The sequence below is a fragment of the Pseudomonas sp. HMSC063H08 genome (genome assembly GCF_001813645.1).
GTDB classification, from domain to species: Bacteria; Pseudomonadota; Gammaproteobacteria; order Pseudomonadales; family Pseudomonadaceae; genus Pseudomonas; species Pseudomonas aeruginosa.
In genome coordinates this window covers 13,625-29,941 of the sequence record NZ_KV813540.1, presented here as the reverse complement: position 1 = coordinate 29,941, position 16,317 = coordinate 13,625, and the positions used below count along the sequence as shown (strand labels likewise).

Annotated in this window: 15 protein-coding genes; 10 read left to right on the top strand and 5 right to left on the bottom strand. The window is 67.3% G+C overall.

Going from position 1 to position 16,317, the window contains the following annotated elements; genetic code table 11:
• The first annotated feature begins 33 nt into the window (after positions 1 to 33).
• From napE to HMPREF2924_RS22550, 6 genes are read left to right on the top strand one after another with little or no spacing between them, the layout of a single operon-like run.
• On the top strand, positions 34 to 201 hold the full coding sequence (gene napE / locus HMPREF2924_RS22575) for a periplasmic nitrate reductase, NapE protein (protein WP_003082429.1): 168 nt from the start codon (positions 34 to 36) through the stop codon (positions 199 to 201).
• 8 nt (positions 202 to 209) lie between these two features.
• Positions 210 to 701, top strand: coding sequence for a ferredoxin-type protein NapF (gene napF, locus HMPREF2924_RS22570; RefSeq protein ID WP_003133818.1), 492 nt, complete (start codon positions 210 to 212; stop codon positions 699 to 701).
• On the top strand, positions 694 to 1,023 hold the full coding sequence (locus HMPREF2924_RS22565; RefSeq protein ID WP_003082422.1) for a chaperone NapD: 330 nt from the start codon (positions 694 to 696) through the stop codon (positions 1,021 to 1,023). The genes napF and HMPREF2924_RS22565 overlap by 8 nt, the downstream gene beginning before the upstream one ends.
• A complete protein-coding gene (gene napA / locus HMPREF2924_RS22560) occupies positions 1,004 to 3,508 on the top strand; it encodes a nitrate reductase catalytic subunit NapA (RefSeq protein ID WP_003107632.1) in 2,505 nt (834 codons plus the stop codon). Before HMPREF2924_RS22565 ends, napA begins: the two co-directional genes overlap by 20 nt.
• A gap of 10 nt (positions 3,509 to 3,518) precedes the next feature.
• Positions 3,519 to 4,010, top strand: a complete 492-nt coding sequence (locus HMPREF2924_RS22555; RefSeq protein WP_003082414.1) for a nitrate reductase cytochrome c-type subunit — start codon at positions 3,519 to 3,521, stop codon at positions 4,008 to 4,010.
• A 10-nt stretch (positions 4,011 to 4,020) separates the two neighbouring features.
• A complete protein-coding gene (locus HMPREF2924_RS22550; RefSeq protein WP_003082412.1) occupies positions 4,021 to 4,617 on the top strand; it encodes a cytochrome c3 family protein in 597 nt (198 codons plus the stop codon).
• A gap of 31 nt (positions 4,618 to 4,648) precedes the next feature.
• Here the strand turns inward: HMPREF2924_RS22550 and HMPREF2924_RS22545 are convergent, their stop codons facing one another.
• Positions 4,649 to 5,845 carry a lytic murein transglycosylase gene (locus HMPREF2924_RS22545; RefSeq protein WP_003133821.1) on the bottom strand — a complete coding sequence of 399 codons (1,197 nt, stop codon included), beginning with the start codon at positions 5,843 to 5,845 and terminating at the stop codon, positions 4,649 to 4,651.
• A 456-nt stretch (positions 5,846 to 6,301) separates the two neighbouring features.
• On the opposite strand from HMPREF2924_RS22545, the gene HMPREF2924_RS22540 reads away from it, so the two are divergent.
• Positions 6,302 to 7,036 (top strand): TerC family protein, encoded by a 735-nt coding sequence (locus HMPREF2924_RS22540; protein WP_023094827.1) that lies wholly within the window; start codon positions 6,302 to 6,304, stop codon positions 7,034 to 7,036.
• A gap of 43 nt (positions 7,037 to 7,079) precedes the next feature.
• Here HMPREF2924_RS22540 and HMPREF2924_RS22535 read toward each other — a convergent pair whose 3' ends face one another.
• From HMPREF2924_RS22535 to HMPREF2924_RS22525, 3 genes are all read right to left on the bottom strand, one after another.
• Positions 7,080 to 9,137 (bottom strand): lipoxygenase LoxA, encoded by a 2,058-nt coding sequence (locus HMPREF2924_RS22535; protein WP_003123135.1) that lies wholly within the window; start codon positions 9,135 to 9,137, stop codon positions 7,080 to 7,082.
• 77 nt (positions 9,138 to 9,214) lie between these two features.
• The gene (locus HMPREF2924_RS22530; protein ID WP_003082401.1) at positions 9,215 to 9,535 is read right to left on the bottom strand and encodes a hypothetical protein; all 321 of its coding nucleotides are present in this window, start codon (positions 9,533 to 9,535) and stop codon (positions 9,215 to 9,217) included.
• A gap of 499 nt (positions 9,536 to 10,034) precedes the next feature.
• Positions 10,035 to 10,706: a polysaccharide lyase family 7 protein gene (locus tag HMPREF2924_RS22525; protein WP_003082396.1), complete on the bottom strand. Its 672-nt coding sequence runs from the start codon at positions 10,704 to 10,706 to the stop codon at positions 10,035 to 10,037.
• 175 nt (positions 10,707 to 10,881) lie between these two features.
• On the opposite strand from HMPREF2924_RS22525, the gene HMPREF2924_RS22520 reads away from it, so the two are divergent.
• Positions 10,882 to 11,670: a dienelactone hydrolase family protein gene (locus HMPREF2924_RS22520; protein ID WP_003086555.1), complete on the top strand. Its 789-nt coding sequence runs from the start codon at positions 10,882 to 10,884 to the stop codon at positions 11,668 to 11,670.
• Positions 11,671 to 11,897: 227 nt separating this feature from the next.
• Positions 11,898 to 12,626 carry a 4'-phosphopantetheinyl transferase family protein gene (locus tag HMPREF2924_RS22515; RefSeq protein WP_003082383.1) on the top strand — a complete coding sequence of 243 codons (729 nt, stop codon included), beginning with the start codon at positions 11,898 to 11,900 and terminating at the stop codon, positions 12,624 to 12,626.
• Here HMPREF2924_RS22515 and tcdA read toward each other — a convergent pair whose 3' ends face one another.
• Positions 12,627 to 13,439 (bottom strand): tRNA cyclic N6-threonylcarbamoyladenosine(37) synthase TcdA, encoded by an 813-nt coding sequence (tcdA, locus tag HMPREF2924_RS22510; protein WP_003086553.1) that lies wholly within the window; start codon positions 13,437 to 13,439, stop codon positions 12,627 to 12,629. It lies immediately after the preceding gene.
• 211 nt (positions 13,440 to 13,650) lie between these two features.
• On the opposite strand from tcdA, the gene ndvB reads away from it, so the two are divergent.
• Complete coding sequence (gene ndvB, locus HMPREF2924_RS22505) at positions 13,651 to 16,260, top strand: glycosyltransferase NdvB (protein WP_003133834.1); 2,610 nt, start codon at positions 13,651 to 13,653, stop codon at positions 16,258 to 16,260.
• Positions 16,261 to 16,317 lie beyond the last annotated feature (57 nt).

Here is a 16,317-nt window from a genome sequence, read left to right as displayed (position 1 = left end):
CTTTCTACAGTCGCCTGCATAGAGGCTGGGCCAATGAACGAACAACCCGACCAGGGACGCGTCAAGGGCATGGAAGCCAGGCTCTTCCTGTTCCTCGTGATCTGCCTGTTCCCGCTGCTGTCCGTCGCACTGGTCGGCGGCTTCGGTTTCTGCGTCTGGATGTACCAGCTACTGGCCGGCCCGCCCGGGCCGCCGGCCTGAGGTCGGGTATGAGCAGTCGCCGAGAGCTGTTCCGCCGCCTCGGCGGGCACCCGCCGACGCGGCGCCCGCCGTGGACCGCCGCCGACTTCGCCGCAGGCTGCACAGGCTGCGCCGCCTGCGTCGAGGCCTGCCCGGAAGGCGTGCTGAAGCTCGGCGCCGGTCGGCTCGTCGAACTCGACCTCTCCAGCGCCGGCTGCACGCTGTGCGGGGAATGCGCCAGCCGCTGCGAGGCCGGCCTGTTCGATGGCGCGCGCCCGGCCTTCCCCTGGATCGCCACGATCGGCGAAGCCTGCCTGGCCCTGGCCGGGATCCACTGCCGCAGTTGCCAGGACGCCTGCGAACCCGCCGCGATCCGCTTCCGCCCGGCCCCCGGCGGCGTCGCCCTGGCCGAGCTGGACAGCCAACGCTGCAACGGCTGCGGCGCCTGCCTGGCGCCCTGTCCGAGCCAGGCCATCCAACTGCGTGCGCTATCCAACGAGGAGTCTCCACGACATGCCTGAAGCCCTGCAGATCGCCAGCCTCATCCTGCATTGCCGGCCCGAGCGACTGCCGGCGGTGAAGGCCAACCTGGCGCTGCTCGACGGCCTGGAGATCTACCAGGAAAGCCCGCAGGGCAAGCTGATCCTGGTGCTGGAAGCCGAACGCGAAGAACAGATTCTCGACACCCTGGGCCAGTTGCAGAACCTGCCAGGAGTGCTCAACGCCGTGCTGGTCTACCACGAGATCCTGCACGACGACGATAGCAACGACGCGGCGGCCATGACCGACCGCGCGATACCGTGCTCGCCCGAGGAGACAATCGATGAACCTCACCCGTCGTGAATTCGCCAAGGCCAACGCCGCCGCCATCGCCGCGGCGGCGGCCGGCCTGCCGATCCTGGTCCGCGCCAGCAACCTGGTGACCGAGGCGGACGTCACCAGCCTGGTCTGGAACAAGGCCCCCTGCCGCTTCTGCGGCACCGGTTGCAGCGTGATGGTCGCCACCCGCGACGGCCAGGTGGTGGCCACCCATGGCGACATCAAGGCCGAGGTCAACCGCGGGATCAACTGCGTGAAGGGCTACTTCCTGTCGAAGATCATGTACGGCAGCGACCGCCTGACCCGCCCGCTGCTGCGCATGAAGGACGGCAAGTTCGACAAGCAGGGCGAGTTCCAGCCGATCAGTTGGGAACAGGCCTTCGACATCATGGCCGAGAAGTTCAAGGCCGCGCTCAAGGCCAAGGGACCGGAGTCGGTCGGCATGTTCGGCTCCGGCCAGTGGACGGTCTGGGAAGGCTATGCGGCGAACAAGCTGTTCAAGGCCGGCCTGCGCAGCAACAACATCGACCCCAACGCCCGCCACTGCATGGCCTCGGCGGTGATGGGCTTCATGCGCAGCTTCGGCATGGACGAGCCGATGGGCTGCTACGACGACATCGAGGCCACCGACAGCTTCGTCCTCTGGGGCTCGAACATGGCCGAGATGCACCCGGTGCTCTGGTCGCGGGTCACCGACCGCCGGCTCAGCGCGCCGCAGGTCAAGGTCGCGGTGCTGTCCACCTTCGAGCACCGCAGCTTCGAGCTGGCCGACCTGCCCATGGTGTTCAAGCCGCAGACCGACCTGATCATCCTCAACTACATCGCCAACCACATCATCGAGAGCGGCGCGGTGAACCGCGACTTCGTCGAGCGCCACGTGCGCTTCGCCCATGGCGCCGAGGACATCGGCTACGGCCTGCGCCCGGACGACCCGCTGGAGAAGAAGGCGAAGAACGCCGACAAGGCCAACACCTGGAGCGACATCGACTTCAAGGCCTTCGCCGAGTTCGTCAAGCCCTATACCCTGGAGCGCACCGCGCGCGAAAGCGGCGTGCCCGCCGAGCGGCTGAAGGCCCTCGCCGAACTCTACGCCGACCCCAAGCGCAAGGTGGTGTCGTTCTGGACCATGGGCTTCAACCAGCACACCCGCGGGGTCTGGGCGAACAACCTGATCTACAACATCCACCTGCTCACCGGGAAGATCAGCGAACCGGGCAACAGCCCCTTCTCGCTCACCGGCCAGCCCTCGGCCTGCGGCACCGCGCGCGAGGTCGGCACCTTCTCCCACCGGCTCCCCGCCGACCTGGTGGTGACCAACCCGAAGCACCGGGAAACCGCGGAGAAGATCTGGAAGGTGCCGGCCGGCACCATCCAGGAAAAGGTCGGCTTCCACGCCGTGCAGCAGAGCCGGATGCTCAAGGACGGCGTGCTCAACGTCTACTGGACCCAGGTCAGCAACAACATGCAGGCCGGTCCCAACGTGATGCAGGAAGTGCTGCCCGGCTGGCGCAACCCGGACAACTTCGTGATCGTCTCCGACGTCTACCCCACCGTCTCGGCCCAGGCCGCCGACCTGATCCTGCCCAGCGCCATGTGGGTGGAGAAGGAAGGCGCCTTCGGCAATGCCGAGCGCCGCACGCAGTTCTGGCACCAGTTGGTGAAGGCACCGGGCGAGGCGAAGTCCGACCTCTGGCAACTGGTGGAATTCTCCAAGCGCTTCACCACCGACGAGGTCTGGCCCGCGGAACTGCTGGCGAAGGCCCCCGAGCTGAAGGGCAAGACCCTCTACGACGTGCTGTTCCGCAACGGCCAGGTCGACCGCTTCCCGGCCAGCGACCTGGCCAAGGGCTACGCCAACGACGAGGTCGACGCATTCGGCTTCTATATCCAGAAGGGTCTGTTCGAGGAATACGCCGCCTTCGGTCGCGGCCACGGCCACGACCTCGCCCCCTTCGACGCCTACCACGAGGCGCGCGGCCTGCGCTGGCCGGTGGTGGACGGCAAGGAGACCCGCTGGCGCTACCGCGAGGGCTACGACCCCTACGTGAGCAAGGGCAGCGGCGTGCAGTTCTATGGCTATCCGGACAAGAAGGCGATCGTCTTCGCCCTGCCCTACGAGCCGCCGGCCGAGGCGCCGGACCAGGACTACCCGTTCTGGCTCGCCACCGGCCGGGTGCTCGAACACTGGCACACCGGGAGCATGACCGCGCGGGTCCCGGAGCTGTACAAGGCGGTGCCCGACGCGCTGGTCTACATGCACCCGGAGGATGCGCGCCAGCTCAAGCTGCGCCGCGGCAGCGAGGTCAAGGTGGTGAGCCGGCGCGGCGAGATCCGCGCGCGGGTCGAGACCCGCGGGCGCAACAAGCCGCCCCAGGGGCTGGTGTTCGTGCCGTTCTTCGACGCCAACAAGCTGATCAACAAGGTCACCCTGGACGCCACCGACCCGATTTCCAAGCAGACCGACTACAAGAAGTGCGCCGTTCGCATCGAACTGCTCAACCTGGCCTGAGGAGCGCGCCATGAAACCCCTGCTGACTGCCCTGCTCCTCGTCCTGCTCGGCGCCCCCGCGGCCTTCGCCGCCGACCTCGGCTACCCGCTGGACGCGCCCGCCCCCGACGGCCGCCGCCCCGGCGGCACGCTGGCCGAAAGCCGCCCCGCGCCGCCGCTGGCGGCCGAGGAAAACAAGGACCTGAAACGCGAGCGCAACTACCCCGAGCAGCCGCCGACCATTCCCCACAGCATCGTCGGCTATCGCATCGACAAGGACAGCAACAAGTGCCTGTCCTGCCACAGCCGCGCCAACAGCGCGCGAACCCAGGCGGTGATGATCAGCATCACCCACTACATGGACCGCGACGGCCAGCCGCTGGCCGCCGTCTCGCCGCGCCGCTACTTCTGCGTGCAGTGCCATGTGCCGCAACAGGACGTAAAGCCGCTGGTCGACAACCGCTTCGAGAACATCGACCAGATCCTCGAGAAAGAAGCCGCCAATGCGGCGCGCAAACCCTGAGGGAGGCCGCATGAAAGCACTCATCGCCTGGCTGGCCGGTTACTGGCGGGTCCTGCGTCGTCCCAGCGTGCATTTCAGCCTGGGCTTCCTAACCCTCGGCGGCTTCATCGCCGGGATCGTCTTCTGGGGCGGCTTCAACACCGCCCTGGAGGCGACCAACACCGAGACCTTCTGCATTTCCTGCCACGAGATGCGCGACAACGTGTTCGTCGAACTCAAGGACACCATCCACTACAGCAACCGTTCCGGAGTCCGCGCCACCTGTCCCGACTGCCACGTGCCACACAAGTGGACCGACAAGATCGCGCGCAAGATGCAGGCCTCCAAGGAGGTCTGGGGCAAGATCTTCGGCACCATCAACACCCGCGAGAAATTCCTCGATCACCGCCGCGAGCTGGCCGAGCACGAATGGGCACGGCTCAAGGCCAACGATTCGCTGGAATGCCGCAACTGCCACAACTTCGAGTTCATGGACTTCACCCGGCAGAGCGTGCGCGCGCGGCAGATGCACTCCACCGCCCTGGCCAGCGGCGAAGCCACCTGCATCGACTGCCACAAGGGGATCGCCCACCACCTGCCGGACATGACCGGGGTGAAGGGCTGGTAGCGCCGCCCGCGGACCGGGCAGCGCGGCGCAATCAGGGCTGGGCGCCCTTCAGCGCCTCGAGGATCTTGCGCCCGGCGCGACCGTCGGCCGGGGTCAGGCCGAGGCGCTTCTGCTCGGCCTGGATCGCCTTGCGCGTGCTGGTGCCGATCAGCCCGTCGGCCTCGCCGATGTCGTAGCCGCGCGCCAGCAACGCCTTCTGCAATTGCTTGCGCTCGAGCCGGCTGATGCCCGGGTCGTCGGTCGGCCAGGACGCCACCAGGCCGCTGCCGCCGCGCAGGCGGTCGGAAAGCAGGGCGATGGCCAGCGCGTAGCTTTCCGCGGCGTTGTAGGAATAGATCGCATCGTAGTTGCGATAGACCAGGAAGGCCGGGCCCTGGGCCCCGGTCGGCAGGAGGATCGCGGCCTTCTCGTCGCCGCCCGGCAGCGGCTGGCCGTCGGCCCGCTTCACCCCACGGGCGACCCAGGCCGACAGCGGCTGGCGCTTGCCGCGCCCGGCCAGGCTGGCGGGGAAGTCGGCCGGCACCTTCACTTCATAGCCCCACGGCTGTCCCGTGCGCCAGCCAGCCTTCTTCAGGTAGTTGGCGGTGGAACCGAGGGCATCCGGCACGCTGCCTACCAGGTCGCGACGACCGTCGCCGTCGAAGTCCACGGCGATCCGCGCGTAGGTCGATGGCATGAACTGGGTATGGCCGAAGGCCCCGGCCCAGGAGCCGGTGATGCCGGCGTCGCGGATGTCGCCGGCCTGCAACAGCTTCAGGGTGGCGAGGAACTCGCCCTGGAAGAACGACTGGCGGCGCCCGTAGCAGGACAGGGTCGACAGCGAGGTCAGCAGCGGACGCTTGCCGAAGATCCGCCCGTAGTCGCTTTCCACGCCCCACACTGCCACCACCGTGTACTTGTCCACGCCGTAGCGCGCGGCCACCTGGTCGAGCAGCTTGTCGTGCTGGGCGAGCATCGCCTTGCCATCGCTGACCCGCTGCTCGTCCACCAGGCCGGCCAGGTAGTCCCACAGCGGGGTGGTGAACTCCGGCTGCGCGTCGAGCAGGTCGAGCACGCTGAGGTCGGCCTGCAGGCCGCTGGTGAAGCGCTCATAACTGTCGGCGGAAATGCCCTGCGCCTGGGCCTTCTTCTGCAGGCCGGCGAGGCAGGAAGGGAAGCTCGAGGCGTCGGGTTGCGCCAGGGCCAGGGCGGGTAGCAGGGCCAGCGAGGAGAGAAGAAGGCTGCGCATGGGGTTTCCTTGTACGGTGAACGGTCATCCATGGCACCGGCGGGCTTCCCCCGGCGCCGAAGGCCTGGTGGCCTGTACGGTTGACTCGGTGATCGGCGTTCGACTGGTCGAGTCAGCCACACGGGCCACTAGCCTACCGTCCCGCCGGGTGCGGCGCCATCTCCGCCCTGAAAGGCGGGTGAAACCTTGCTCGGGCAGACTGGCGACGGAATACGCATGCCGGGTGTCTCGCGGCCGATCCGCCGCGTCACATCCGTGCCCGAACGCGCTGCGCCACCCGCGCGTCCGTTTTCCGGGCACTGGCCGGGCGTTCGCCTGTCCAAGCAGTGTTCCCCGCCTCCGTCCACAAGCCGGAGCCGGCCCCGACGGTCCCAGACCACCGCAGGAAAGCCGGGCGGCCGCCACCCGCCACCGCCCCGGGCTTTCCACCCTCACTACACGTTTCGGAGTACAACCTTGATCCACTGGTTGAGCGACCCGACGTTCTGGACAGCCCTGCTGCAGATCGTCGCCATCGATATCCTCCTGGGCGGCGACAATGCCGTAGTCATCGCCCTCGCCTGCCGGCACCTGCCGGCGCACCGGCGCAAGCAGGCGATCTTCGGCGGCGTCGCCGGCGCCATCCTGATCCGCATCCTGCTGCTGTTCTTCGCCCTGCACCTGCTCGACCTGCCCTACCTCAAGGTGATCGGCGCGCTCCTGCTGCTGTGGATCGGCATCAAGCTGCTGCTGCCGGAGGAGGAGGACGGCGACGACATCAAGGGCAGCACCCACCTGCTCGGCGCGATCAAGACCATCATCATCGCCGACGCGGTGATGAGCCTGGACAACGTCATCGCCCTGTCCGCCGCCTCGGCCGGGGATTTCTTCCTGGTCTCCCTGGGCGTGCTGATCAGCATCCCGATCATCGTCTGGGGCAGCCAGCTGATCCTGCGCCTGATCGACCGCTTCCCGCTGATCATCCTCTTCGGCGGCGGCCTGCTCGGCTGGATCGCCGGCGGCATGCTGCTCACCGACAGCGCGCTGAAACCCTGGCTGTCGCCCTACGCGCAATGGGATTCCTACCTGCACTACGGTGCGGCGGCCTTCGGCGCGCTGTTCGTGATCCTCCTCGGCAGCCTCCTGGCGCGCCGCCAGTTGAAGCAGCGGCATGCCGCGCCGACGGCCGCCGCCGAAAGCGAAGGCCGCTAAGAGCGACGGGGCGCCCAGGGGCGCCCCGTCCTCTTTCTCCGTCTCAGATATTGGTGCTCGCCGGGATCCGGCTCGGCAACAGGTACTCGTAGGGCCTGCGGCGCGCCTGGTTGCGCGTGCGAATGGTCGCCTCGACCTCCTTCAGGCGTGCCTGGAAGCGCTCCAGCGGGCCGCCGCTGGCGGTCACCCGCCTGTCCGAGAACACCGGCGCATAGGGGAACCCGGTCTGCCGGTAGTCGCCGAGGCGACCGTGGTAGACCGAACCGAGCAGGTGATAGATGTTCACCTTCTCCAGCGCCACCAGGGTCGGCGGCATCATCTTCAACCAGTCGGCCTCGCTCTTGCCGCTCGGCGAGTCCGGTGCCGGCGCCGCGCTCATGGCGCAGATCGCTGGCGCGTAGGTCATCATCGAAGGCTGGGGAAAATTGACCGCCGCATGCTGCGCGGAGGCGGTGAAGATCACCATGGTCAGCACCTCGACCAGTTGGCTGCGACCGGTGATCGGGCGGAACCCGGCCACCTTGCCGCTGCCGATCACTTCGCCGACCCAGGCCGCCAGTTCGACGTCACCGGTGACGTCGCCGTCGCTGGCGTAGTACACCGCCACGTAGTCGGCCGCCCACTGGCGGATCGCATTCCACACCAGCAGGCCGTCGTCGCGGTAGGGGTAGTCCGGTAACGCGGCCGGGTCGTCGACGTTCCGCGCCTTCAGGCTCTCCGGCAACATGCCGCGGTAGAAGTCGAAACCCAGCCGGTTGCCGCCGGCGGTGGCCTGGGTGTCCTGGATCGGCGCGGCGAACATCACGTCGATGAAGCCCGCGCTGGGCAACAGGATCCGCGCCGCCCCCTCGTTGATGAACAGGGTGCCCTCGAAGTGCGGGGCGAGCAGGACGTGCAGCGGATGGCTGGGCGCCAGGGTGCGCTGGGTGGCCAGGCAGAACGCCTCGCTCACCAGGTGGGTCTGGGCCAGGTGGACGAACATCTCGTGGTAGTTCTCCTCGGCGACCTGGACCACCGTCTTGGCCATCTGCCAACCCCAGTACAGATCACTCTCCGACTCCGCGGGACGCACGAACATCGGATGGGTAGCGGGGTCCTGGCCGCACTGGATGGCCACCGGCAACAGCCTCGCCCGATCCTTGCCAAGGGCGAACAGGGCGATCGGCGCATAGGCGAAGCCCGTCCCGGTGAGCAGTTTGTCCACCGCTCCCGACGGCGCCAGCTTGCCCAGCTCGGCGTAGTCCAGCAGGTACAGGCGGCGGCTGGCGGCGGCCTCCAGCAAGCTGTCGTCGGCGCCCATCACCCGGCGGAACTGCTCTTCGCCCAGCGGAAAGTTGGCCGGCAGCGCATCGACGCGGCGGATCAGCAGCGGATTAGGCCCGGCCACCCGCCAGTAGGCGAACGCTTCGTCGTCACGGAAGCTGTCGGCGACCTCCGGCAGGCGTAGGGTGCCGAACACCGCGCGGAAGCGATTCAGGCCGTCGCCCTGTCCACCCTGGGTAACCAGGTTGCTGGCGCTCTTGAGGATGTCGTCGACCAGCAGGCCGACCCGCGTCAGCAAGGCGATCACCCGCGTCTGCAACTCCGTGAAGCGCAGCAGCAGGCTGCCGGCCGCGGCCGGATCGTTCTTCGCCTCCTCCAGCAACGCCTCGTGGACCTGGCGCGCCGCTTCCAGGTCACCGCTGAGCCCGGCGGCGATCCGCTCGAACTGCGCGGCGGCCGACGCCGGCAACGAGGCGACGAAATTGACGATCAGCTCGACGATCACCCCGGCGGTCTTCAACAGCCAGTCGACATTCGGCAACTCGCCCAGCGGCACCGAGCGGGCCATCGGCACGCCTTTGACATTGGCGAAGTTCTCGGTCCAGACATATACCAGTTTCTTGCTGGTCAATACCGCACGCCGCGCCAACTTTCCGGCCAGGTTGTCATATTGCGGCAAACTCGGCGGAATCAGGTTGTCCAGCAAACTTCGCGAGGCATCGATAGATCGCTGTTGTTCCGCCCCGAGGTATTTCAAGGGCGAAAAGAATATCGAGTCATTGGCCAGTGCGGTTCCACTCAGGGCGACACCCGACAAGAGCACACTCCTGCGTTTCATATCATCGACTCCATCAATGCATTAACCAGGAACGACTCGATGCCTGAGCATCGAATCGCTCTTTCAACAGGTTGCGATCAGCTGTAAAGCCCTTCGCCGCTTTCCTTGTTGTAATGCAACGGAACATTGTGGTTGTCGGTCCCGCCGAGAATCTTGCCGACGGTGATCGCCGCCACCGAAGGCACCTGGAAGGCCAGCAGGTCGACCAGCTCGTGGGTACGGTTGAGGCCGATGGCGCTGGCCGCGTTGCCGATGCTGGAGAACAGCGGCGAGTTCAGGAAGGAGTTGGCCGCGTAGACGCCATTGATGATGGCATCGCCCAGGAAAGTCCCGGCGCCAGAAACTTGTTCGATTTCACCCACACTTAGAACCGCCAGGGCATTCACCTGATTTTTCATGTCTGAATCTCCACGTATTCAAATGATCGAAACGAATGGTTCTCGCTGAAAACAGCAAAGAAACCTGTACGTCCGAACTTCTTCGGAACGTGGAGAAAGCAATAGCGAGAGGGAAAATCGGCAATAAGCTGACGCTTCGCACAGTTGACAGGAAAAGCCTGAAACAATAGTTATCCACAATAATTATTGACGGCAAACTTTTGACTTGCAAAGAACTACGCCGGACAACGGCAATAGCCGATTTTATCCCGCCAGGCCTCGACCCATTGTGCAAACCCGGCAGGGCGTTGCGCAGAACGTGGCATTTATTCGGGGCGATCCGCCAAGGCGATTTCATGTACTGAAGTACCAGAATCAGCGGATCGTGAGACCTATTTCCCCTTGGAACGATACGGATATTTTTTCCCGCGCCCGGTTTCCTCTCTTCCGCGCCTGCCAGATCTGGCAGTTGCAAAACGCCACGGCAACGCGAAGTCCGCGGCGCAGACGCCTCGACCGCTCATTGATGGCTAACGCGCAGCTCGCTGAACGTCGCCCGCCCGCCCTCGCTGGACGGCCCGCGGTTGTCCTGTAGATAGAGTCCGGCCTTGAAATAGAGGCCCTGGTAGGCCCACTGCGGGTCCAGTTGCTGCTCCAGGGCGCTGCCATTCACCGACACGCTGAGCAATCCGCTACGAGACACGCCGATGCGGTAGCTGAACGACTGGCCGAGAGGAATCCCGTCCATCAGCGTGTAGGCCCTGGTCCCGCCATCGTCCGGTCGCTCGCGGACCAGCGCCTGGACCCGCCCCTGGTCGAGCCGCAACTGGTAGAGCAGCTTCACCAGCGGCGCGGCCTGGCCGCTATTGCTGCCATCGCTGTGGATCTGGCCGATGATCATGCGCCGGGTCGAGGGCACCGCCTCGATGCGCAGGGTCGCCTCCAGCCAGTTGTCGGCCCTGGCGTAACGCCAGTTGTAGGGCCTGCCGCTGGACAGGGTCTCGCGCAACTCGCTGCGCGGGAACTCGCTGTTGCGCGTGTGGCTGCCGTTGACCGGCACCCAGAAGCGAATGCCGTCGGCGGTGCGTTGGAAATAGTCGCTGCGGTAGTCGCGCTGCAATTGGCTGGTGGAGATGGTGATGGCCGGGCGGCCCTGGGGAATGGTCAGGTTCCAGGTACTCAGGTCAGGCATCCAGACGGTGTCCTAGCGAGGGGAAGGGACTCGCCCATAGGGTAGATGAGTGGCGCAGCCTTTGCCTGGCCGAATGGCCCGCGTTTGAGCGGCGCAAGGCCGGCACCGAGGGTTTTCCCCGCGTCCCGCGCACAAGCGTCTATCTTGATCGGGGACCCTTTCACGGAGAGATGCCATGCGCCTGCTCTGCGCCCTGCTGCTCATCGCCTGCGCCGCCAGCGCCCAGGCCGCTATCCAGACCCGCGAGATGCCTTACCGGAGCGCAGACGGCACGCGCATGGTCGGCTATTTCGCCTACGACGACAGCAAGCCGGGGATCCGCCCTGGGGTCATCGTGGTCCACGAATGGTGGGGGCTCAACGACTATGCCAAGCGCCGCGCCCGCGACCTCGCCGAACTCGGCTACAGCGCCCTGGCCATCGACATGTACGGCGAAGGCAAGCACACCGAGCACCCGCAGGACGCGATGGCCTTCATGCAGGCCGCGACCCGGGATGCCGACGCCGCCAAGGCGCGCTTCCTCGCCGGCCTGGAACTGCTGAAGCGGCAACCGCAGACCGATCCCAGCCAGATCGCCGCGATCGGCTACTGCTTCGGCGGCAAGATCGTCCTCGACATGGCCCGCCAGGGCCTGCCGCTGGCAGGCGTGGCGAGCTTCCACGGCGCCCTCGGCACCGCCACCCCGGCCAGCAAGGGCAGCGTCAAGGCGAAGATCCTGGTGGAGCACGGCAGCGCCGACAGCCTGGTCCCGGCCAAGGACCTCGACGCCCTGAAACAGGAACTGAGCGCCGCCGGCGCCGACTACCGGGTGGTGATCCAGGACGGCGCCAAACACGGCTTCACCAACCCCGACGCCGACGCGCACAAGGGCCACGGCCTGGACATCGGCTACGACCGCCAGGCCGACCGACGCTCCTGGGCAGACCTGCAGGCGTTCCTCAAGGACATCTTCGGGCAGGGTTGAACCCTGCGCCGACGCATAAAAAAACGGGAGTCCCCGGAGGGACTCCCGTCTTGAAAGGTCGAGACAGGACAGTATCCCGTCATCAACAAACAACCTCACCTGCATTCCACTGGAATGCGCGGCGCAGTCTGTCAAAACCGGGCCTTGCGGTCCGTTTTCCTTTGTTGCGCTTTTGCAATCTTGTGTAAGCGCCACGTGACTGGTGGGCCACGTCGGGAACCGGCACAATGCGCGCCATGAACGACCGTCTCCCCTCCTTCTGCACCCCGCTGGACGACCGCTGGCCGCTGCCCGTCGCGCTGCCCGGCGTGCAACTGCGCAGCACCCGCTTCGACCCGGCGCTGCTGCAACCCGGCGACTTCGCCCTGGCCGGCATCCAGCCGCCGGCGAACATCCTCCGCGCGGTGGCCAAGCGCCAGGCCGAGTTCCTCGCCGGGCGCCTCTGCGCACGCGCCGCCCTGTTCGCCCTCGATGGCCGCGCCCAGACCCCGGCCGTCGGCGAGGACCGCGCACCGGTCTGGCCGGCCGCGATCAGCGGCTCGATCACCCATGGCGACCGCTGGGCCGCCGCCCTGGTGGCGGCGCGCGGCGACTGGCGCGGGCTCGGCCTGGACGTGGAGACCCTGCTCGAAGCCGAGCGGGCGCGCTACCTGCATGGCGAGATCCTCACCGAAGGCGAGCGCCTGCGCTTCGCCGACGACCTGGAGCGACGCACCGGCCTGCTGGTGACCCTGGCGTTCTCGCTGAAGGAAAGCCTGTTCAAGGCGCTCTATCCGCTGGTGGGCAAGCGCTTCTACTTCGAACATGCGGAACTGCTGGAATGGCGCGCCGACGGCCAGGCCCGGTTGCGCCTGCTCACCGACCTGTCGCCGGAGTGGCGCCACGGCAGCGAGCTGGATGCCCAGTTCGCCGTGCTCGACGAACGCCTGCTCAGCCTGGTGGCGGTCGGCGCCTGATCAGGCGTTCCCCGGCGTGCGCCGCGACGGCCGCAGCGCGCGGCCTTCCGCCAGGCGCTCGACGGCGCGGGCGGCGGCGACCATGCCGAAGGTGGCGGTGACCATCATCACCGCGCCGAAGCCGCCGGCGCAGTCCAGCTTCACCCCTTCGCCGACGAAACTCTTCGACTGGCACACCGTGCCGTCCGGCTTCGGGTAGCGCAGCTGCTCGCTGGAGAACACGCAGGGCACGCTGTAGGTGCGCCCCGGCGTGCGCGAGAAGTTGTAGTCGCGGCGCAGGGTGGAACGCACCTTGGCCGCCAGCGGGTCGTTGAAGGTCTTGTTCAGGTCGGCGACCTGGATCTGCGTCGGGTCGACCTGGCCACCGGCGCCGCCGGTGGTGATCACCGGGATCTTGCGCCGCTTGCACCAGGCGATCAGCGCGGCCTTGGCGGCCACGCTGTCGATGCAGTCGATCAGGTAGTCGAAGTCGACGATGTACTCGGCCATGGTCTCGCGGGTGACGAAATCGGCCACCGCGTGGACCCGGCAGGCCGGGTTGATGGCCCGGATGCGCGCCGCCATCACCTCGACCTTGGCCTTGCCCACCGAGCCTTCGATGGCATGCACCTGGCGGTTGGTGTTGGTCACGCAGACATCATCGAGGTCGAACAGGGAAATCTCGCCGACGCCGCTGCGGGCCAGCGCTTCCGCCGCCCAGGAACCGACCCCGCCGATGCCGACCACCGCGACGTGGCTATCGGCCAGGCGTTGCAGCCCCTCGCGACCGTACAACCGGCCGATACCGCCGAAGCGCTGTTCATCCACCTGCATCACCAACCACCTCTGAAACCGAATCGCGGATTGCCGCGCGCATTATAAAAAGCCGCGGCCGCCGCGTCGCCTGCGTTCTTACGGCTCGTCGCGCAGGCCGGACTAGACTTGCAACAGACCCGCCGGCCCGGCGCCTGTACACCCCGGGGGGTGCGGGGTAGCATCCGCCGCCCCGTGTTCAGCGAAACATCCGGAACCTGGTTTCATCTCTATGTCTTCACGCAAGATCGGGCTCAACCTGGTGGTCATCGTCGCCCTGGCCGCCCTCTTCACCGGCATCTGGGCCCTGTACAACCGTCCGGTCAGCGTACCGGACTGGCCGGAACGCATCTCCGGCTTCTCCTTCTCGCCGTTCCGCCTCAACCAGAATCCGCAGAGCGGCCGCTACCCCAGCGCCGAACAGATGCGCGCCGACCTGGAACTGGTCGCCCGGCACACCCACAGCATCCGCACCTATTCGGTCCAGGGCGCGCTCGGCGACATCCCGGCGCTGGCCGAGGCGTTCGGCCTGCGCGTCAGCCTGGGCATCTGGCTCGGCCCGGACCTGGCCGGCAACGAGGCCGAGATCGCCCGCGCCATCCGCATCGCCAACGAGTCGCCGAGCGTGGTGCGGGTGATAGTCGGCAACGAGGCGCTGTTCCGCCGCGAGGTGACGGCAGAACAGTTGATCGCCTACCTCGACCGGGTCCGCGCGGCAGTCAAGGTTCCGGTGACCACCGCCGAACAGTGGCACGTCTACCGCGAACACCCGGAACTGGCGCAACACGTCGACCTGATCGCCGCCCACGTCCTGCCCTACTGGGAGGCCACGCCGGTGGCCGACGCGGTGGACTTCGTGCTCGAACGCGCGCGCGAACTCAAGGCCGCCTTCCCGAGGAAGCCGCTGCTGCTCGCCGAGGTCGGCTGGCCGAGCAACGGGCGCATGCGCGGCAGCGCCGAGGCGACGCCCGCGGACCAGGCCATCTACCTGCGGCGCCTGACCAACGCGCTCAACGGCGAAGGCTACAGCTACTTCGTCATCGAGGCCTTCGACCAGCCCTGGAAGGTCAGCGCCGAAGGCTCGGTGGGCGCCTACTGGGGCGTCTACAACGCCGACCGCAAGGCCAAGTTCAACTTCACCGGACCGGTGGTGCCGATTCCCAAGTGGCGCGCCCTGGCCATCGCCTCGGCGGTACTCGCAGTACTCGCCTTCACCCTGCTGCTGATCGACAGTTCCTCGCTGCGCCAGCGCGGGAGGACCTTCCTCGCCGTGGTCTCGTTCGCCTGCGCCTCGGTGCTGGTGTGGATCGCCTACGACTACAGCCAGCAGTACAGCACCTGGTTCAGCCTGACCGTCGGCGCGTTGCTGGGCGTCGGCGCGCTGGGGGTGGTCATCGTGCTGTTCACCGAGGCCCACGAACTGGCCGAGGCGGTCTGGACGCACAAGCGGCGCCGGCCGTTCCTGCCGATCACCGCCGCGCAGGCCTATCGGCCCAAGGTGTCGATCCACGTGCCCTGCTACAACGAGCCGCCGGAACTGCTGAAGCAGACCCTCGACGCCCTTGCCCGCCTCGACTACCCGGACTACGAAGTCCTGGTGATCGACAACAACACCCGCGACCCGGCCGTCTGGCAGCCGGTCGAGGCGCACTGCGCGCGCCTGGGCGAGCGCTTCCGCTTCTTCCACGTCGCCCCGCTGGAAGGCTTCAAGGCCGGCGCGCTGAACTTCGCCTTGGGCCACGTGGCGGCGGACGTCGAGGTGGTCGCGGTGATCGACGCCGACTACTGCGTCGACCCCGACTGGCTCAGGCACATGGTGCCGCACTTCGGCGACCCGCGGATCGCCGTGGTGCAGTCGCCGCAGGACTACCGCGACCAGCACGAGAGCGCCTTCAAGCGGCTCTGCTACGCCGAGTACAAGGGCTTCTTCCACATCGGCATGGTCACCCGCAACGACCGCGACGCGATCATCGAGCACGGCACCATGACCATGATCCGGCGCAGCGTGCTGGACGAGCTGAGATGGCCGGAATGGTGCATCACCGAAGACGCCGAGCTGGGCCTGCGGGTGTTCGAGAAGGGCCTGTCGGCCGCCTACTTCGAGCGCAGCTACGGCAAGGGGGTGATGCCCGATACCTTCATCGACTTCAAGAAGCAGCGCTTCCGCTGGGCCTACGGCGCGATCCAGATCATGAAGCGGCATACCGACGCCCTGCTGCGCGGCCGCGGTCCCGACGGCAGCCGCCTGACCCGCGGCCAGCGCTACCACTTCGTGGCCGGCTGGCTGCCGTGGATCGCCGACGGCCTGAACATCTTCTTCACCCTCGGCGCGCTGCTCTGGTCGGCGGCGATGATCATCGTGCCCAAGCGCGTCGACCCGCCGCTGCTGATCTTCGCGATCCTGCCGCTGGCCCTGTTCGTCTTCAAGGTCGGCAAGATCCTCTTCCTCTACCGGCGCACCGTCGGCGTCGACCTGCGCGACTCGTTCTTCGCCGCCCTCGCCGGCCTGTCGCTCTCGCACACCATCGCCAAGGCGGTGCTGTACGGCTTCGTCACCCGCGGCATCCCGTTCTTCCGCACGCCGAAGATGCGCTCCAGCCACGGCCTGCTGGTGGCCCTGGCGGAGGCCCGCGAGGAAGTCTTCGTGATGCTCCTGCTGTGGGGCGCGGCGGCCGGCATCGTGGCGGTTCAGGGCGTGCCGAGCCGCGACCTGCTGATCTGGGTCGCCATGCTCCTGGTGCAATCGCTGCCCTACCTGGCGGCGCTGGTCATGGCCTTGCTCTCGTCGCTGCCGAAACCGCGCAAGGAACTGGCCGGCGGCGCCGAGCAGATCGGCGGTTGAGGTCGGGCGAGGCGTCGGGACGGCCGGCCCCGCTCGCCTAAACGGCGTCCCTTCGCC